This window comes from Paenibacillus sp. FSL R7-0026 (genome assembly GCF_038004485.1).
GTDB lineage: Bacteria > Bacillota > Bacilli > Paenibacillales > Paenibacillaceae > Paenibacillus > Paenibacillus xylanexedens_A.
In genome coordinates this window covers 1,788,148-1,806,525 of record NZ_JBBORG010000001.1, presented here as the reverse complement: position 1 = coordinate 1,806,525, position 18,378 = coordinate 1,788,148, and the positions used below count along the sequence as shown (strand labels likewise).

General features: G+C 41.7%; 16 protein-coding genes and 2 pseudogenes. 6 read left to right on the top strand and 12 right to left on the bottom strand.

The genetic code is table 11. The features are described 5' to 3' along the window. Positions 1 to 39: 39 nt before the first annotated feature. Positions 40 to 2,061, bottom strand: a complete 2,022-nt coding sequence (locus MKY44_RS08350) for an AraC family transcriptional regulator (RefSeq protein ID WP_341006744.1) — start codon at positions 2,059 to 2,061, stop codon at positions 40 to 42. A 421-nt stretch (positions 2,062 to 2,482) separates the two neighbouring features. Here MKY44_RS08350 and MKY44_RS08345 point away from each other — a divergent pair, with 421 nt between their 5' ends. From MKY44_RS08345 to MKY44_RS08335, 3 genes are all read left to right on the top strand, one after another. Continuing rightward, positions 2,483 to 2,902 carry a MarR family winged helix-turn-helix transcriptional regulator gene (locus tag MKY44_RS08345; RefSeq protein ID WP_036609779.1) on the top strand — a complete coding sequence of 140 codons (420 nt, stop codon included), beginning with the start codon at positions 2,483 to 2,485 and terminating at the stop codon, positions 2,900 to 2,902. A 27-nt stretch (positions 2,903 to 2,929) separates the two neighbouring features. Beyond that, on the top strand, positions 2,930 to 3,580 hold the full coding sequence (locus MKY44_RS08340; protein ID WP_341006743.1) for a nitroreductase family protein: 651 nt from the start codon (positions 2,930 to 2,932) through the stop codon (positions 3,578 to 3,580). A 94-nt stretch (positions 3,581 to 3,674) separates the two neighbouring features. Next, positions 3,675 to 3,971, top strand: coding sequence for a putative quinol monooxygenase (locus MKY44_RS08335; RefSeq protein ID WP_341006742.1), 297 nt, complete (start codon positions 3,675 to 3,677; stop codon positions 3,969 to 3,971). A gap of 174 nt (positions 3,972 to 4,145) precedes the next feature. Here the strand turns inward: MKY44_RS08335 and MKY44_RS08330 are convergent, their stop codons facing one another. From MKY44_RS08330 to MKY44_RS08315, 4 genes are all read right to left on the bottom strand, one after another. Further along, positions 4,146 to 5,495, bottom strand: coding sequence for an FAD-binding oxidoreductase (locus MKY44_RS08330; RefSeq protein WP_341006741.1), 1,350 nt, complete (start codon positions 5,493 to 5,495; stop codon positions 4,146 to 4,148). 112 nt (positions 5,496 to 5,607) lie between these two features. Beyond that, the gene (locus tag MKY44_RS08325; protein WP_341006740.1) at positions 5,608 to 6,129 is read right to left on the bottom strand and encodes a MarR family winged helix-turn-helix transcriptional regulator; all 522 of its coding nucleotides are present in this window, start codon (positions 6,127 to 6,129) and stop codon (positions 5,608 to 5,610) included. 46 nt (positions 6,130 to 6,175) lie between these two features. Beyond that, entirely contained in the window at positions 6,176 to 6,985 is an 810-nt protein-coding gene (locus tag MKY44_RS08320; protein WP_341006739.1) for an alpha/beta hydrolase, read from the bottom strand. A 462-nt stretch (positions 6,986 to 7,447) separates the two neighbouring features. Beyond that, entirely contained in the window at positions 7,448 to 8,497 is a 1,050-nt protein-coding gene (locus tag MKY44_RS08315) for an LLM class oxidoreductase (RefSeq protein ID WP_341006738.1), read from the bottom strand. A 152-nt stretch (positions 8,498 to 8,649) separates the two neighbouring features. Here MKY44_RS08315 and pdxR point away from each other — a divergent pair, with 152 nt between their 5' ends. Then, positions 8,650 to 10,065, top strand: coding sequence for a MocR-like pyridoxine biosynthesis transcription factor PdxR (pdxR, locus tag MKY44_RS08310; protein ID WP_341006737.1), 1,416 nt, complete (start codon positions 8,650 to 8,652; stop codon positions 10,063 to 10,065). Between the two features lie 149 nt (positions 10,066 to 10,214). On the opposite strand, the gene MKY44_RS08305 is transcribed toward pdxR, so the two are convergent. Further along, positions 10,215 to 12,641 carry a flavocytochrome c gene (locus tag MKY44_RS08305; RefSeq protein WP_341006736.1) on the bottom strand — a complete coding sequence of 809 codons (2,427 nt, stop codon included), beginning with the start codon at positions 12,639 to 12,641 and terminating at the stop codon, positions 10,215 to 10,217. Positions 12,642 to 12,654: 13 nt separating this feature from the next. After that, complete coding sequence (locus MKY44_RS08300) at positions 12,655 to 13,269, bottom strand: NADPH-dependent FMN reductase (protein WP_341006735.1); 615 nt, start codon at positions 13,267 to 13,269, stop codon at positions 12,655 to 12,657. 179 nt (positions 13,270 to 13,448) lie between these two features. Here MKY44_RS08300 and MKY44_RS08295 point away from each other — a divergent pair, with 179 nt between their 5' ends. Continuing rightward, entirely contained in the window at positions 13,449 to 14,378 is a 930-nt protein-coding gene (locus tag MKY44_RS08295; RefSeq protein WP_341006734.1) for a LysR family transcriptional regulator, read from the top strand. A gap of 9 nt (positions 14,379 to 14,387) precedes the next feature. Beyond that, entirely contained in the window at positions 14,388 to 15,326 is a 939-nt protein-coding gene (locus MKY44_RS08290) for an FAD:protein FMN transferase (protein ID WP_341006733.1), read from the top strand. 358 nt (positions 15,327 to 15,684) lie between these two features. On the opposite strand, the pseudogene MKY44_RS08285 reads toward MKY44_RS08290, so the two are convergent. The 5 genes and pseudogenes from MKY44_RS08285 to MKY44_RS31510 all read right to left on the bottom strand — a co-directional run. Further along, positions 15,685 to 16,352: pseudogene (locus MKY44_RS08285) on the bottom strand (Type 1 glutamine amidotransferase-like domain-containing protein). 180 nt (positions 16,353 to 16,532) lie between these two features. Continuing rightward, the gene (locus MKY44_RS08280) at positions 16,533 to 16,793 is read right to left on the bottom strand and encodes a hypothetical protein (RefSeq protein ID WP_341006732.1); all 261 of its coding nucleotides are present in this window, start codon (positions 16,791 to 16,793) and stop codon (positions 16,533 to 16,535) included. A gap of 157 nt (positions 16,794 to 16,950) precedes the next feature. Then, the gene (locus tag MKY44_RS08275; protein WP_341006731.1) at positions 16,951 to 17,760 is read right to left on the bottom strand and encodes a hypothetical protein; all 810 of its coding nucleotides are present in this window, start codon (positions 17,758 to 17,760) and stop codon (positions 16,951 to 16,953) included. Then, on the bottom strand, positions 17,747 to 18,040 hold the full coding sequence (locus MKY44_RS08270; RefSeq protein WP_341006730.1) for a hypothetical protein: 294 nt from the start codon (positions 18,038 to 18,040) through the stop codon (positions 17,747 to 17,749). Before MKY44_RS08270 ends, MKY44_RS08275 begins: the two co-directional genes overlap by 14 nt. Positions 18,041 to 18,117: 77 nt before the next feature. Continuing rightward, positions 18,118 to 18,226 (bottom strand): annotated as a pseudogene (locus tag MKY44_RS31510) (IS200/IS605 family transposase); the annotation flags it as partial. Between the last annotated feature and the right edge of the window lie 152 nt (positions 18,227 to 18,378).

The window sequence follows — 18,378 nt, the reverse complement described above, 5'->3', positions numbered from 1 at the left end:
TCCCTGTTCTGATCCGATTCTATGTGAACTGATTACACTCTATTTTTCAGCTCCCAATAGTAGATTCTTTATACTATCCAACTGCAACTCCAGTGAATAGGGATCTTCCATGACGAACTCATCCTCTGTACCATCCAAGGAACCATAGGCGTAGACTTGTCCTTTCTGCACAGCAGGCAGACGTTTCCAAACCTCGCTGTTCAGGATCTCTTTGGCGTCCTCACTACCCGAACCATATAAGAAGATATGATCTCCCATATACTCAGGCAGTACTTCAAGGGAGATCGTCTCGAATCCATCCTTCATTTCGAGTGCTTGCTGAGTTGGAGGCAGTTTCAGCATCTCATAGATCGTGGAACTACCATAGTTCCCGCCTTCTGCACCAAGTACATACAACGCTTTGTACCCTATTTGTATGATGGATACGGTCTCGCCTTCTTTAATTACACCATCAATCTGCTTCTTAGTCTCTTCGATATTCTCTTCATATGTCGTGATCCATTGCTCTGCTTCCTTCTCTTTTCCAAAAACACCAGCAATCCGGCGCAGCTTTTCCAGTGGACCAGAAGTTTTATCGCCTTCCCAATAAGGTAAAAAGACGGTCGTTGCAATTTTTTCGTAATCCTCAATATTTTTATCAATGGAACCGATGATGAGATCCGGCTCAAGTGACACTAACTTCTCCAGATTCATTGGGAACTCTCCTCCCAAATCCTCAATACCCGCTATAACATCAGCAGCAATGCCAGACTTTTCAATCCATCCTTCGTTCAGCATAAATGTTCTTACACCAACCGGTACAATGCCCAGTTTCAGCAGGTACCCCATATATTGATCTGAAGCAACACGCTGCGGATTGGCCGGGATTACCACATCTCCCCTCATTGTAGAGACGGTCCGCGTCTCCGGCTGTGCAGTCGATTTCCCTGCCTCCGTTGCCTGGTTACCCGATTGTGTAGTAGCCGTATTGGTCTCAGTTTGCGTACCACTTGCAGACGGTGCTGAACTGGAACAGGCCGTGAGCAATAACGTGAAACACAACATCATGCTTAGTGCTGTCATTTTGAATTTTCCTTGCATTATTAATTCCCCTCCAACATTCTTTTGATATTGATAATCAATATCATTATATAGATGGGAATGTAACGAATGAAGGGCATTTTCTTGCATTACACTGGGCAAATCTTGCTTGTTGTTCAATACCAATGGGTGTTTCGACTTGTTTAACCGTTGGCTTACTCCTTTTTTGTAGCGAATTGGAGAGAGTCCTTTGATCTTTTTGAAAGTACGACTCAGCGAATGCGCATCCGGATAGCCGATCTGTTCTGCAATCTGTTGCAGCGTAGCACTGGTATGCACCAGAAGATGTGCGGCCCTCTCCATTCGAATCTGTCCAAGATACTGGATGGGACTGATGTTTAACTTTTGTTTGAACAGCCTCGACAAGTGCCCCACACTGCATTCCATTGCTTCTGCCATTACGTCAAGAGCTATGGGCTCATGGAGATGAGTATTCATATATTCAATAGCCTGTGTGACCGTATCCGGTTTATGTGGCTGAATGGATTGTTCGTGTAAGTCTGTCAATAAAAGATATACCCATTGATGAAATAAGGTTTTGGCATGTAACTTTGCAAGCTTAGTAGACTGCTCCCACTCCTGCTTCAATTCCTCCATACACTGATACATGTGTAGCGGACGGGTTGGTACAAGTGCATATTGGTCCTGAAACGGACGTTCATGGTCCATCAGATACTGAATTTCCATCCCACAGGGCAAGGCTAGAATGGCTTTGTACAAAATCATATAATACGCCACGCCCGAATCCGTCTCCATGTTTAAATACGCCTGCTTGCCTCCATGAATGATGTGGAATCCCTCCACGATGTATCTGTGTTGATCCATTCGTATCCGTGCACTTCCGTCGGTGATATATAGATAGGTACTTGCTGGTAGTTGATAATTCTTCAACTTCTCCCCAGGATGCAAAGCGTTTTGGCGTACATCCAGTATTTTGACAAAAACATGATTCCACAACCTGATGTGATCATTCAAATTCATATCCGCTGCACTTTCCCTCCCGCCATATTACATCGACATACCTTCTTGCTGCTCTTTATGAAGAGCCTGTAATTTTCGCTCATTATGTACATTTCATTTTATTATAAATTAATTGATAACAATTCTCAATAACATGCACAATCTATATTAACTTATCCATTTGGACAACATATACGGACTGCAATGTATACGTAGCGGGATAATAACGCCAGCATCAGCAACATTTTCTAACCTGTTGCAAAATCATAAAAGGCATGATATATTAATTGAGCCATCAATGATTGACGCATCAAATATTGATACATCAATGATTCGAGAGCATCCAAATAATCATTAGGCAATGGCATTGTATACTGCAACATTAATCATTGGTTAACATACGCCGTTGTTCATGATTCAGATTCACCCGGGAGGTCTAGTCATGACACGTATTGTTTCCAAAGAAGAACAAATCATCAATCTGTTGAACGTGTTGGGTAACAAACTCAGTCCCAAGTTCGAACGCTGTACAGGTATCAGTTCCTCTCGCTTTGAAATTCTGCATGAGCTGGATCAGGTCGATGAGATTAACCAATCCATGCTGCAGAAAATCATTAACATTGATAGTGCTGCGATTACACGCCACTTGAAACAGCTTGAGGCGGACCTGATGGTTACAAGACGTAAGAATCCCGATGATAATCGGGTCACTTTTGTTCGTCTGACGGACCACGGTCGGAAGCAGATTGAAGGTTACAAAGCAGAGAAGACCAATTTTATCAACCAGATTTTACAGGATTTCAGTGAAGACGAAGTTCAGTCACTCGCCGATTTCCTGGAACGTATGCAAAACAATTTCTAAACCCATATATAGAGGAGAGATCCATTCATGAGTACAATTCAAAGCAAATTCCAAAAAACCAATGATTTTAACGAAATTACCTACGGTCGCCGTTCTGTTAAACTTTACGATCCTGAAGTGAAAATCAGCCGTGAAGAAATGACTGAAATTCTGTCAGAAGCTTCCCGTGCACCATCTTCAATCAATTTGCAGCCTTGGCGTTTTCTGGTTGTTGATACGGCTGAAGGTAAAGAAAAGCTTGCACCACTTGCAAGATTTAATCAAAATCAAGTGTTGACTTCCTCCGCAGTTATTGGCGTATTCATTGACATGAACAACGTTGAATACATGGATGAGATTTTTGGTAAAGCTGTAGAACTTGGTTACATGCCACAAGACATTAAGGATATGCAGCTCAAAACCGTAATGCCTTATTACGAAAAGATGGCTGCTTCCGATCTTCGCGACGTTAACCTGATCGATGCTGGTCTTGCTTCCATGCAATTGATGCTTGCTGCACGTGCTCATGGTTATGACACCAACCCAATTGGTGGTTATGAGAAAGATCAAATCGCAGAAGCGTTCGGCATGGACAAAGAGCGTTATCAACCAGTTATGTTGATCTCGATCGGTAAATCGGCCAAAGAAGGTCATCCTTCCTATCGCTTGCCAGTAGAAACCATCACAACTTGGGCGTAATAACAGTGAGTGTATCCCTGTAAGTCATGATTATATTGTTCCAATAGGTTTATATTACTAACAAATTTCAAACACACTATGGAGGTTAACTATTATGATTATCATTCACGCACATCTGCAAATTCAAGCGGCTCAAGAACAAGCTTTTCTGGCTGCAGCTAAAGAACTGATTGCTGCTACACGTCAAGAAGAAGGTAACATCAGCTACGATTTGGCAAAAAGCACAGAACGCGAACAACAATACACGATGATCGAACTGTGGAAAGATGAAGCTGCTACAGCATCCCACAACACAAGCGCACATTTCCAAGCTTTTGTTCAACAAGCAGCAGCATTCATGGCCGCTCCAATGAACGTTGAAGTATTTGCTGGAGAACAAGTTAAAGCTTAATAGCTCATTAACTGCCATGCGTATTTTGCATGTGAAAAAGCTGCTCTTGGTCATATGACCGAGGGCAGCTTTTTAGTTTCCTTTTGAAAATAAGTTAACTTCAACAAAAAAACACGCCAATTAAGGCGTGTTTTCTTCACTTCATTGAAGAGGCATTGAACAAGTGAACATGGACTACACTATCCGAGCCGGAGTGATACTTTGCGGATTGTTAAACACATTTTTCGGGTCATACTTAGCTTTGACTCTCCGCAGTCTGGCATAGTTGGCTCCATAGTACACTGGACCGGAATTCTTGATCCCTTGGTCTGGAACGTTGATATAGGAACCCACAATGTATGGTTGCAATTTCTTGCGAGTATTACGAGCGAGTGCGATATTTTTGGCGGCATGGGATGGTTTGAGCCACGTACTGGTCCATTCCACATAGAACTTCTCTTTACGCCAGAAGAAGGCGGTTGATCTAGGTGATTTGCGACTTACTGCTCCGCCCCAGTTGAGGAAATAGAATCCGCCTGGTCCCTCTTCCAAGTTCTCCAAAAATGATCGCATCGATTTGATGGCTTTGTCGGGGAATGGTTTTCGTCCAAAACCGGACGAGAACTGGTTACTGTACCTTTGAGTTTCGATCGGATCAGGAAGCAATAAAAACTTTACAACTTCCGTGTAAGGTAACAAACGAACAACGGAGCTCGTCGGTTTGCCAACACTCGTAATTGGCTGTAATAAACGGAGAGCTTCTGTTTTAGAGCCTAAGAACAGCCCTTCCATAAGGACGTTGCCACCCTTTTTCGGTCCGATGGACAACTCGCTGCCCAGTCTCGTATCAACTGAGGGAGCCCACCTCTGCCATACTTTAAGTACCTCTTCGAATTGAGACCATGGCCAGGTGATTTTAAATACAGTAGCCTTCGCTGGAGCACGGCGCACTTTGAATTTGTAGCGGGTGTATACTCCGAAGTTACCACCGCCTCCTCCCCGCGAGGCCCAAAAGAGATCTGAATTACGATTTTTATTGGCCCGAATCACTTTTCCTTTGGCGTCCACCATCTCTACCTCAAGCAGGTTATCACTGATGAGACCGATCGTACGCTGGAGAGGCCCAATTCCCCCACCTAATGTAATTCCACCGATCCCTACAGTAGGGCTGTCACCAAAAGGAGCTATGAAACCTTGCTTGGCAAGGGTATTCGCAATTCTTCCCACTCGGTTTCCTGTTCCAACAACAACCGTTCCATTTTTTTTATCAAGTTTGATGGAATTCAGATCACTCACATCAATCACGATACCGCCATTCACTTGGGAAAGATTCACTTCCAGCGCGTGTCTGCCACTCCGCGGACGAATCGGAACATTATTCTCACGAGCCCATCGGATAGCGTTGGATACATCCTTCGTCCGTTGGGCAAAAACAAAAACTTTGGGAAATCTGTCCGTATGCGGGTCCCAGTTCTTACGCGCCGCTTCATATCCTGGATCACCTTTGTAAATAACCCGTCCGGTAAGCTTTGTTGATGATTTCACACGTCCCACTCCCTGCTGAATAATTGTCCTACAGCCTCTGCTACATCAAGCACTTTATACTGTATGACGGACATTCGCGGAGGGAATGGGCTGGTGCCCTTAATTTCAAGGTTCACGTTTCAGAGGAATCAATTCTGATCAACTTGCGCGCTTCCTGTTCTTTTTCACCATACCAGACAAGCACGTCGGCAAACAGATCCATGATGCGAACAAAGTTCTGCTTATCCGCTTCTGAAATCTGATCTGCATACTTGAAAATCTCATCAAAACAAAGTTCCCTTACAAATTCGGTATACTTCACATATACCTCGCGACCTTTCTCCGAAGGTTTGACGTATATGTCTTTGCGGTTACCGCTTAAATGAAATTTTTCGAGCAGCCCTTTTTCCGTCAGATTCTTCACGTTCTTGGAAAATGTACTGCGGCTTACGCCCAGGCGTGCGGCCATCTCCGACATCTTCTCTTCCTTGTCCTCGGCTTCCAGAATGTATTCCAGCGTCTGAATCTGTGAAGCCGAGAACATCATGTCTGTACCATAGCTTCGCTGCAACTTGTAAGTGTTTGAGTACGCATTACCGTATTTGATAATTTTCTCAATCAGTTCCCGATGGTTGCCCATCCAATCTAATTTCATGCGTAATCCCTTTCATATTCAGATTCTCTCTCTTACTCTACTGAAATCAAATCCGTTTTTCAATCCATGTAATTGCTTCTTCAATCACATCATCACGAGTCGGTTCATTAAAGATCTCATGCATCAGATGAGCATAAATTTTGAGTGTTTTATCCGTTGAAGCGATATCGCCGTAAAAGTCACGGGAATCCTTTTCGCTGACCAGTCCATCGTTAGCTCCATGCAGAACAAGTACGGGATCTGTAAACTGCTTGGCGTTCTCCTTCAGCCATGTTATGCCATTTCCCAAGCTGTTAAATAAATCTACAGAGATCTGTTTTTCAACCAGTGGGTCATTCGCGTAAGCGGATACAACTGCGGGATCACTACATACGCCGCTGCCCAGCTCATTAGGGAAATACGTGCCTGTAGGAAGTTCCATCGGCAGTTCTCCAGCAACTTTTGTATTGTAACGAGTGAGCGCTCCGGATAGTACGATGCCTTTGACCTTGCCTGGATATTTCGTTCCAAAGGACGAGGTTGCAAAACCGCCCATACTATGTCCGATGACAAACAGCGGAAGATCACCGCTCTCTTGCAGTGCCGCCTCGACAATGACATGAACATCTTCAATAAGATGATCAAACTCTTTATAAAACGTACGCTGTCCCTCGGATCTGGCATGACCACGATGGTCAAAGCGATATACATTAAAACCACGTTTATTTAGTTGTTCCGTCACATAATCGTAGCGACCTGCATGCTCACATAGTCCATGAACAATGACTACGGCTGCCTTCGCATCACTAACTAAATTTTTACTAGAATATAGCCGAGTACCGTCAAAAGATTCGATTGTTGTTTCAATTATACTCATAATATTTCCCATCCCTCTCGTTACGCTCAAGCACCAAACAATTAAAATTCTTTAGTACATGGCGTTATTCGTGTACTTAAGAATAAAGTCCTTATAATTATATTTGATAAGAACAATATAGTTTCTTATAGAAACAATATTATCACCGTCGGCATCCGTTGTCTATATTTAATTAAAGCGTTTACATAAAAGTATGTCATACCTTTGGCATCATCCCTGATCTGCTGTATCGAGTCGATTTACAGCTTCATGCACGCACGCGGACTAAGCTACGCATTCGCTACCTGAACAATCCATAACGAAAAAAACGCCATAATATATTTCGTAATGACGTCTTTTTCGTTATGGTACCTAGGGGATCAAACCCCTGACCTTACCGCTGTCAGCGGATCGATCCTCTTCTGATCGTTAACAGAAATGCGGAGAAAAGCCATCTGTGTCATCAGGCAATAATTTTATGCTCTACCACCCTGTAAACAACGGCTTCGGACCCACATGGGTGGGAAAGAGCGGCAATACTTCCTCTGCCAACTCCTGAATCACCTCAGCAGGAGGCCGACTCGAAAAATGAATGCCTAGTGCAGCATGATTAACGCCGACTGATCGCCATTCCTCCAAAAGCTGAATCAAACCTGCCCGACCTGTACGTAATATGTACCCGCCACGAAGCGGTGTTCGAGGATAATTGACATCTTCCACCAGATCAATCCATTCGTTGGTCATATGTGGCTTAAACATGCCATTAGGTATTTTTTCACGCCAAGCACTAATCTTATGGCCAAGCATCTGAGGACCGGATTCGTTTGCCGTTGCTTCGGGATACGTGAGCCAGCCGTCACTGTTCTTCGCAATCCAATCTAAAGACTGCCTGCTTGAGCCTGTCACAACGAGCGGAATACCACCAGCTGCTGGTTTCGGGAGCAATTCAAGCCCTTTCAATTGACCAAGAGAAGATTGAATTGCGCCAGTTCTATCCTGTATAAGCTCACGAAAAAACTCCACCGTCTCCCGGAATCGCACATCACGATGCTCCCCATCTATCCCATATGCCGGAAACTCAGCAGGTCGGTCGCCAGAAGCAATCCCTAACACAAGTCGTCCGCCCGAGAGTACATCAATGGATGCAGCTGCCTTGGCTAAATCAATCGGATGGCGAAGCGTGAAGATCGCGCTTCCTGTTACTAGGGAGACGTTTTTGGTTCTTGCAGCAAGATAGGCTAGATAGACAAATGGGTCAAATACTTGTCCAGCATCTCCAAAGCCGGGATCAAATAAAGGGACATCTCGCACCCATACGGCTGCAAAATTGCGTTGATCAATGCTTTCCACGAGGTCAGCTTGACCTTTTAGAACATCCATGTGTCCTTTATAAAATTTAAGTGGTAAAAACAGCCCTATTGTTAATTGGTCTGGCGCAAACATACGGCGGAAACCAGGGTGTTGATTGAAGTTTTCCACCGCTTGTGTTGACGGATTTTCTATTCGTTCCATAACATCTATAGGTTTGTTCATTCCTTCTCCTCCTAAAACAATGGTAATCCAGTGTACTGATATCTTTTCAATTCGACCGGAACTGATATAATTGTAACCATCGATTGACCCCATAAGTAGTGACAACTCTCAACAAAATAACAGGGTCAGTTTTGGCAACGAGGAGGATTAACATGATTGATTTGACATTATTGTTGAACAGAGAGTCTGGAGATCCGTTATACGCTCAGCTTTATAACTATATTAAAAAAGATATTTTGAACGGAAAGTTACCAGCCGATTCTCGACTTCCCTCTATTCGCTCACTATCCAGCCACCTCCACATTAGCCGTAATACAGTGGATATGGCGTATCAACAGTTATTAGCCGAAGGTTATGTCCAGAGCAGACCTAGAAGTGGCTTATACATAATGGATTTGAAGCTGGAAACATTGCCCTTGTCCCATGTAGTGAGTAAGGAGTGGTTGGAAAATAGTATTCAGGATAGCCCAGAGATTCGATACAATTTTCGTTATGGTGACGTAGATGCTGAGCATTTTCCATTTGCCACTTGGCGCAAGTTATCCAATCAGAGCTTGCTCCAGAACCAAATGAAGTTGTTCTCTTATGGCGATCCTCTTGGAGAACCGGGACTTCGATCTGAAATTGCAAATTACCTGCACAGCTCTAGGGGAGTAAATTGTTCACCTGATCAAATTATAATTGGAGCTGGTGTTCAATACCTGCTCGGTGTGTTATCTGGATTACTAAGTGATGTTAGTCATGGTATCGCGATGGAAGACCCTGGATATGACGGTGTTCGGACGGTTTTTCAACATAAAGGTCTAAACATTCACCCGATTCCGCTGGAAGCAGATGGACTTCATATCCATAAGTTATATGAAAGCAAATCCCGCATCGTCTACATTACACCGTCACATCAGTTCCCCTATGGAATGGTCATGCCGCTGGCCAAGAGAATGCAATTACTGAAATGGGCAACAGATCAGAATGGGATCATTATTGAGGACGATTATGATAGTGAGTTCAGATATGTCGGCAAACCGATACCTTCCCTGCAAAGCCTAGATACTCAACAGCGAACCGTTTACCTAGGGACATTTTCAAAGTGCCTTCTTCCTTCATTACGAATTGCGTATATGGTTTTACCACAGACCATGTTAGAGCTACACCGTAAACAAGACTACCGATTATATGATCAAACAGTCTCTCATTTTCAGCAGAACACCTTAGAACTGTTTATGAGTAATGGACATTGGGAATCCCATATTCGTAAGATGAGGAAGGTATATCGACAGAAGCAATTCACACTCATTTCAATGATTCAGAAGATGATGGGTGCTCAAGTTACCATCATTGGTGAGGATGCAGGACTTCATATTTTATTGCGTGTACATAACGGTATGGATGAACACAAGCTGATTGCTACTGCTGAGAAGGAAGGTGTCCAGGTCTACCCGGTATCCCCCTTTTGGGCGCAACCAGCTCAAGCGGAGCAATCCATGGTTCAGATTGGTTTTGGTGGATTGAGTATTGAGGATATTACAGAAGGCGTATCCGCCCTTCACCGGGCTTGGTTTGGGGTCTGAGAACATTCGTGTGACCACGACCACAAAACCAAACCATTTTCACATCGAAAAAACCCGCTGTACACTCGAAAATCCTTGTGTTAAGCGGGTTTTACTAAAATATGAGAGCATATTATACTTGGAGGAAGCTATATTAAATACATTTTTTTTCATTTGTTCATTTCTTCCACAGCCGTCTTACCTGCGATTCGTCCAAAAGTAAAGATGTCCGTCAAGGCATTACCGCCTAAACGGTTGCCTGCATGTATACCTCCTGCAACTTCTCCAGCCGCATACAGATGTGCAATCGGCTGACCGTTTTCATCCAATACGCGGGTTTGGGTGTCGATCTTAATTCCGCCCATGGTATGGTGAACTGCCGGTTTTCTAGGTGTGGCATAGAATGGAGACTTCTCGACTTTTAAGCTAAACGTATCCTTATGGAACTCGGGATCAAAGCCCGCATCCACATATGAGTTATACTTATCAATCGTATTTCTAAGAACTTCAGGTTCCATATTGATTTTCACTGCCAGTTCTTCTATGGTATCGGCTCTGAACAAGGTACCTGCTTCGACTTGACGGTCTATCTTTTCCTGGCTTGTGTTTGCTGCCGTTTTTTTGATCTCGTCATCCGCAATCAGGTAAAATAAACTTCCCTGCTCGATAGCTGCTTTCGTTAAGACATCTCGTCCAGAGAATTCATTAACAAATCGTTCTCCCTTTTTATTAACAATGACAAAGTTTTCAGGCGGTACTTGCAGTCCACTGAAGAGTTCGCCCGTATCCGGATCGGCTACCGGCATCATTTGAGTGAAGCCCATGCCTGTCAGCGCTGCTCCTGCACTCTTACCAAGCGATATTCCATCACCCGTCATCGCATAGGAATTTGTTGTTTTGATATCATCGTCAATATGGCTCCAGTACGTGTTATATTCCTTGAGCATCTGTGTATTTGCACCAAAACCGCCACTGGCAAGCACAACTGCTTTGGCATGAATGGTGATTTTCTGACCATTGACACCTGTTGCGATAACACCTGTTATTTTTCCATCTTCGATGATCAATTGTTTGACCGGGCTATCTGTAATAATTTTTCCTGCATGCTCTTCTACATATTTGCTAAGTGCAATGATAAATGCAGAGCCATAACTTTTGACAGGTTTATGGCCACGACGCCAAAGGGCACCCACTGGAGCAAATACGATACTTTTATCGTATTCAACCCCGATATCCTCAAGCCATTGCACACTTTCCAAGGCATGGTCTGTAAGTACTTTAACCAGATCGTACTGTCCATAGATCATGCTCCCATTCAGGTCTGTACGTTTGCCCCCAAAATACGTTTGCATTCTGTGAAGAAGTGGGGAGTCGAATAAATAAGCCTTTTCTGTGCCGAACTGTTCCTGATACGCAGTAAACTCTTCTTTGAGTGCATGGAAATCATCTACATATTCTGGATGGATCAAGCTCTCATCGGTATTTAATAAATTCTCAATCGTCTGTCTTTCCCCTGGATTCTCGCTAAACTGTTGTTGCCATACAGGATCTGCAGCATTGACAGGACCACCTGAGCGGATCGTATTTCCCCCAACAGCAGGATATTTCTCAAGTACAATCGCACTTGCTCCTTGTTGTAAAGCTGTAGCAGCAGCACTGAGTCCTGCGCCACCTCCACCTACAACGACCACATCGCAAGTGTATTCTTCGTCATCTTTCATCTGGCTGCTAGCAGGTTTTGGACGTCTTTTCAGAATATCCGGGTTAACTCCGGCAAGCTTAACCGCTTTGGCTACACCATTGATGACAGCATTACTGGTTTCAGAAGCACCGGAGAGAGCATCTACATTCAGCGTCTGTCCCTCAATGATTTTATTCGGAATTCTTACAAAAACAACATCGGCGATCCCTTCCGTTTCACCCTTCGAATCGATATCGATGCTTTCAATTCTATTTTCACTAAAGGATACCTTCATCGGCAGATTGCCACTGTGACCTATGGCATTGATCTCATACACACCGGGTCTATAGGTAAACTCCTCTTCTTCGTTGAGCTGATTTGAAATTTTGGCAAACCGAAGGAACCGCAGGAAACATGTTTCCAGGAAATCGATCGTTCCTTCATTGTTCAGGTTACCTGATTCGTCAAATGCTTTATGTGCACTTCCAAGCAAAAACTCATACCCTGGCATCACATTAGCTTCGACACCCGGTGCATCCAGGATTTGACGAAGATGTAGCTGTGCACGCGAGGAACCTTGTGTTCCCTGTGACGCACCAATGATCATCACGGGTTTACCAGCCAGCGGATGGATTTCAAAGCTCAACCATTCAAGCAGGCTTTTAAGGGATGAAGGGATGGAATGGTTATATTCTGGAGTCGCAATAATGACACCATCACTTGCCATAATTTTTTCATTAAACGATTGTAAAATTGCACTGTTTGTTTGGTTATCGGACTGATTAAACATCGGAACATCTGTAATATCGAGGATTTCAATGGCTGCTCTGGACTCAAAATGCTTTTGTATGAATTGAAGCAGCTTGCGATTATACGATTTCTTTGCATTTGTGCCTACGATCGCTATGATTTTCATTGTGATTAGCCCCCTACTCTTGCCAGGAAAATTTTTTCGTTTTTTTCTTCAACGTTCGTTTTGACAGCAGTTCCGTAGTGATCTCCGTAAACAAAACAAACTCCCTGAAGATTTCGTCAAGCTCCGCTACTTTGTCAGCGTCAATGAGATTACCACTACTATCAAATGCACTCTGTGATTTTCCCAAAAGAAACTCGCTGCTAGGCATCATTCTCGCACCAAGCTCAGGCGAATCCAGGATTTGTCTAAGGTGCGCTTGTGCCCTGGAAGAACCGAGTGCACCATGTGAAGCACCCACAATCAGAACCGGCTTGTCTTTCAAGGTTTGAGTGGTATAACTGATCCATTCCAGTGCACTTTTCAGAACGGCAGGAATCGCATGGTCATACTCAGGAGTAGCCATAATGACACCTTCCGCTTTAGAGATTTGATCCAATAAGTCTTGTACCTTCACAGGAATATCAACTTCAGCATCCTCTAATTCATCTTTTTCAATAAAAGCAGGCAAATCCTTAATTTCAAACAAGTCAATCTGGGCTTCACTAGCAAAATACTTTTGCATAAATTGAAGTAGCGTCCGGTTTGTAGATACATCCGAATTCGTGCCCACGATAGCTAAATAATTCATCGTAATCCCCCTTCTGTCATTCGAGATGATGTTCGTAAATGTCAGACTCGTTCTTTCGGCATAACTCTAACATTCAAAGCTCAAATGATCTAATAGTTATTCATTGCAGTTTGATAACTAATTTGTTATAATCACCTCAAATTCAAAGTTTGTTACTTTTTTCACAAAGGGTGAGGGACATGTCTAAGTTAGAATCTCAAGATATCTTGTGTTACATTGACAGCCTATTGAAATACAGTAACTATAGCAGGGCTGCCCAGTCCCTTTACATATCTCAGCCCTACCTCACAAAGGTTATCAAGAAAATCGAAAGTGAGTTGGGCTGTGAGCTAATCACTCGCAACAAACTTCCGTACCGATTAACCGAGCAGGGGAAAATATACTATCAATACCTAACGTCACTCGAACATAGCTACGCCAAGCTTATAAGGGAAATCTCTTATGTATCGGATATGGGCAATAAAGTGTTACGGATCGGCATTCTTCCGAGCCTTGGTGCGTACTTAACGCCCCTTTTTTTACCAGATTTTCTGGAACTTCATCCTGCTTATAAAATTAATCTTGTCGAGGATTTACCTGAAAAAAATGAGAAACGTCTCCAAAATAATGAACTGGACTTCTGGATTGGGCAAAATTCAAGCAGTATCTCCCCTAACTTGAACTCGTTTAACTGGGGCAAGCACAGTTACCAGGCCATTATTCCGCGTTGCTGCGAATTATATCAAGAGAATGTTGCAATCATTCCGGAGGGCACGATTGAGATCAGCACCATTTTGAATCAAAAGCTTATTCTAACGTCCAAGGGTTCGGCAATCCGAAAACAGATTGATCAATTGCTCAGTGTTTACAAGATACAGCCTAATATCGTGATGGAGAGCAAAGAAATCTATACGGTACTGAAGCTGGCAAAGCATAATTTAGGTCTGACCTTTGTGCCTGAAAGTATTCATATCAAGGAGTGCCCTTCGGAATACAACATCTATCCTATCCCTATAGAGAAGATGAGTCTGGATTATTTTATAGCCCATCATGGAGAAAAAAAGCTGAATAGCGTGGATCATGACCTCATCCATACTTTTCTCAATCACGGACAACAATGTGCAATATAGGAGGCTATCATGAAATCTTTTACGAGAACGATACCGCTCATGGGAACAAACATATCCCTCTATATCGAGGGGGGAGATGCTGAAGAGCTTGCCGATGAAGCCGTGAATATGCTCGTCCGTTATGAACAAGTGTTTAGTGCCAACAGTGAGTACTCGCAGCTTGCCATGCTAAAAAAAGAAGCCGCATCACATCCGCTTAAAGTAGACAAGGAACTGTATGATCTTATTAAGATAGGCAAAGAACACAGCCTGAATAAAGATTCATTTTTAAATATTGCAATAGGGCCTTTGATCAAATTGTGGAAAATTGGTTTCCGCGAGGCACATGTGCCGGAGGATACAGAGATTAAAGCGGTGCTGGAGCTCTTGAATCCGGAGCATATACAGCTTGACGATGAGCAGCATACGGTTCATTTATTCAAAAAAGGCATGGAGATCGACCTTGGAGCGATTGCTAAAGGTTATTTTGCTGATCAAGTTATGTCATTCTTCAAGAAAAACGGAGCTGCATCAGCTATGGTCGATATGGGCGGCAATGTTCTGGTTCATGGCGATTCTCCCACTGGGTCCAGTCATTGGAAAGTTGGAATCCAAAATCCCTTTTTACCTAGAGGAAATGCAGCAGCACTCGTTAGTATACGCGAGCAATCCGTTGTTACATCAGGAATATACGAGAGAGTTTTAGAAAAGGAAGGGAGTCAGTACCATCATATATTTAACAGCAGAACAGGTTACCCAATCGAAAGTAATATCGCTTCGTTAACGATTATTGCGGAGCGATCGCTCGACTGTGATATATATACTACAGAATTGTTTGGGTGCGACGCTGTCTCCATTATTCATAAAGTAAATAATATGAAGGATATCGAAGCTGCCGTAATTACGACGGATGGAAATCTGGCCTATACCGATAATCTTAGGGGAAGAATCCATTCGATCTCAAGCTAAAGTAATGAGATTGTTGACGCTATCTATATATAGGAATAGTTTTGAATACGTTGATGGTTACATTAAGGTCAAAAAAGCTATCACAATAAATGGTAACGTTTGGGCTTTGTTATTTAATGATGCACAGAGCATCATCAGTGTCTTTTTTAGCGCTTATTTCGACGGCATTTCATGTTCTTTAATCAATTTGTAGTCTGCTGAGTAAGTGCCTTCGGCAATTACTTTTACAAGTGTGTCTCGATCAATAATTCAACTTATAAAATTCGAGTAGCCGAAATCAGCCAAGCATAGAAAAACCGCCATTGAGAGCGGTCTAAAAATGTTCATTCTCTGCAGCTGTTCACAAAACATATTGTAATCAGAGTGTCTCAATTAGTTTCTGAATCTTGGATTCGGAGATTAAATACACAGGACCCATGATATCTATTTTGCCGTCCTTTACACGTATTGCGCTCTCCTGTTCTGCTGCATAAACTTCAATTTCTTCAGATAAGGAGAACAGGTATCCTTCAACAAACGTATCGTAGTCGCGTCTAGCATGAGATTCATAGGAAAAAGGATTAAAGCTTAACCCCTCATAAATCGTGCTTGATTCAACCTCAGGGATCTTGTTATTCGAAGATAACCATTTTGCAGACATATTTAATGCACCCGCACTTGCACCGATGATAACGGCATTGCTGCTCTTGATAACTACGGATATTTCATATTCCTCCAGAAACTCGTGTTGCTGAACAGGATCTCCACCACATAAAAAAATGACAGAAGCGTTCCGAATCAATTGCCGAGCCTTTTCCTTCTGCACGCGATAATCAATAAAATGATATTTATCAAAAATAAGGTTGGCCTGAGTTAACCAAGTCCATTCTGAAATATCCTCAAAGTTCACTTGCTCTCCTTCGTAATCAGACGGCTGAGCGCTAATCATAACAAGCGATTTTCTATCTGTAATATCCCTTGCAACCGTTCGACCAGCTTCTCTGGAAAAAAATCATTAAACCAACTGAAATAGTAGTGAGTACTCAAACTGTATGACCTCCGTATGTATAATTGAAATTTTTTCATTCTCTTAACTGACACCATATGTTGTGAACATATCCACAAAACCAAGCTATTTCACAACTAGAAACCCTTCAAGCATCCGAACTTCCTTTTGTCTACAAGTTACTAGTTGTTGAGTCTAATGGGAGGGTGTGGACAAATGTCTTATAGATTAACCAAGTTAAATGCCTGTGCAAAAGCATCAAGGTCATCAATAATAAACAAGTCACTACTCCAACTACCTGGCCACACCGCATACAATTTGGTTTTGTTATTGTTAACCCTATGATAGACCTCCAAAAGTTTCTGTAAGTCTGATTTATTTTTGTGATAAACTTTTGATAAGTTCCCCTGTTCATCCACCTCAAAATAACAAACTGTCTTCATACTATACGGGAAATTTTCAGTTTCTTTAGCACTTCTCATCGTTAACCCTCCTCTTTGTAATAACAAACATATTTTTTTTAGTTCAGCTGAACTCCCCCGATTCTTTATTGATTACTCTGCTTCACTTGTCAACTATGACACTTTAAATTAGATCGTAGATTCGTAACATCATTAGAACTTCATTTAAACCAGCAGTTTATGAAACAGAAGCAGTCCTGCGCTTACGTAAATCTAATATGGAAATATTAATATACAGTTGTATTGTATCGGTATAGACATGATTCCTTATAAATTGCTCAGCTTTCTCCATTTCACTATCAGTAAAACATGCAACTAGATAAAATGCATTTTTATAACTAGTAGACAACATATAATCTGTTAATTGCCTTTCATATCCTTTTTTTAAATATGAACTACTAGCTCTTTTTATCTCGATTAATACTTTCTCATCTTCTTTTTTATTTTTATACAATTTAAAATCTACTTTGCCATTTCCTAATAAGGCTTCTCTAGTAATATCAATTTCTTGATTATAAAAATAAGCATCCATGATATTTTCTAGAATTAATTGTATGCGCTCTTCTTTTACGGGAGTATCATCTTCCCAAAATAACTTATATAAATTTCCGTAATTCAATCTATGTGCAATATAATTTAGCATTTCATAAACTTCACCTGACAGCGTAATATGGCTTGTTGTATATTGCTTTTGAATATCTAACGGTAATATATCAAAATAATAGTCAATATTAATACCTAAATTTTCTTCAAGATTAATGTTACCAAGCTTACGATTATTATATAATTTATCAATCAACAAAAAATCTGTATCTTCAAATAAATGATCAGAATATCTAAAAATATCATAGTAAACATCCCTACAAACTTCTAATGTTATATCTTTAAAATCATCATATTCCTTGATTTCATTAAAATCTAACAAACTAGCATCGTTAATTAATGAGTGGGATTTATCATCAAAAAATATATTATCAAAATTGTTCATTTCCCCCCCTCATATCTGATAGATATTCAAGAAATGCATACAATGCTAACTCGTGAAAAGCACTCATATTATGATAAAAATTATCTTCTGTCCATATTAACAATTCCTCAAAGATGACTTTGCATTTTTGATATTGTTCTCTGAACAAATACTTAGGTAAAATAATCTCAAGTTTATCCCCAATATCTCCGTCACTATCATCATTATATATCTCGATTTTCAGAAAATGATTAATAATATAATTATAAACCTTCACATGATTCGTATTGAACAAAATCATACTCTGTCCTCCTTTTATTAATATTTTTTTATCTTATTCTAACACTTTTAAATTAACAGCGATGAACTTCAGCATTTAATTTCGATCAGATTTCTTCTCACTTGATTATAAATTTCTTTCCTTCTATATTTCGGGATGAATAGCATGTGGTATTTGTGTGATCTAGCTAAAGCTCTTGTTTGCCATCTAAGAAAATTTCTTTCGTTAAGCCTGATCTTCTGAATTTTATTGGAATAGTCTTGGTGCTCAAACCCTCAATCCCTCTACCTGCATAGCAAATAGTTTTTTGTTTGCGCGTTTCACAAACCCAATTGGCTAAGGCAAAAAAAAGCCAACCC

Coding starts and splice junctions, on each gene's coding strand:
- MKY44_RS08335 (WP_341006742.1), top strand. CDS start 3,675: ATGATTATCATTCACGCACATCTGCAAATTCAAGCGGCTCAAGAACAA.
- MKY44_RS08275 (WP_341006731.1), bottom strand. CDS start 17,760: ATGAACAATTTTGATAATATATTTTTTGATGATAAATCCCACTCATTA.
- MKY44_RS08280 (WP_341006732.1), bottom strand. CDS start 16,793: ATGAGAAGTGCTAAAGAAACTGAAAATTTCCCGTATAGTATGAAGACA.
- MKY44_RS08300 (WP_341006735.1), bottom strand. CDS start 13,269: ATGAATTATTTAGCTATCGTGGGCACGAATTCGGATGTATCTACAAAC.
- MKY44_RS08305 (WP_341006736.1), bottom strand. CDS start 12,641: ATGAAAATCATAGCGATCGTAGGCACAAATGCAAAGAAATCGTATAAT.
- MKY44_RS08295 (WP_341006734.1), top strand. CDS start 13,449: ATGTCTAAGTTAGAATCTCAAGATATCTTGTGTTACATTGACAGCCTA.
- MKY44_RS08340 (WP_341006743.1), top strand. CDS start 2,930: ATGAGTACAATTCAAAGCAAATTCCAAAAAACCAATGATTTTAACGAA.
- MKY44_RS08270 (WP_341006730.1), bottom strand. CDS start 18,040: ATGATTTTGTTCAATACGAATCATGTGAAGGTTTATAATTATATTATT.
- MKY44_RS08315 (WP_341006738.1), bottom strand. CDS start 8,497: ATGAACAAACCTATAGATGTTATGGAACGAATAGAAAATCCGTCAACA.
- MKY44_RS08325 (WP_341006740.1), bottom strand. CDS start 6,129: ATGAAATTAGATTGGATGGGCAACCATCGGGAACTGATTGAGAAAATT.
- MKY44_RS08320 (WP_341006739.1), bottom strand. CDS start 6,985: ATGAGTATAATTGAAACAACAATCGAATCTTTTGACGGTACTCGGCTA.
- MKY44_RS08350 (WP_341006744.1), bottom strand. CDS start 2,061: ATGAATTTGAATGATCACATCAGGTTGTGGAATCATGTTTTTGTCAAA.
- MKY44_RS08290 (WP_341006733.1), top strand. CDS start 14,388: ATGAAATCTTTTACGAGAACGATACCGCTCATGGGAACAAACATATCC.
- pdxR (WP_341006737.1), top strand. CDS start 8,650: ATGATTGATTTGACATTATTGTTGAACAGAGAGTCTGGAGATCCGTTA.
- MKY44_RS08345 (WP_036609779.1), top strand. CDS start 2,483: ATGACACGTATTGTTTCCAAAGAAGAACAAATCATCAATCTGTTGAAC.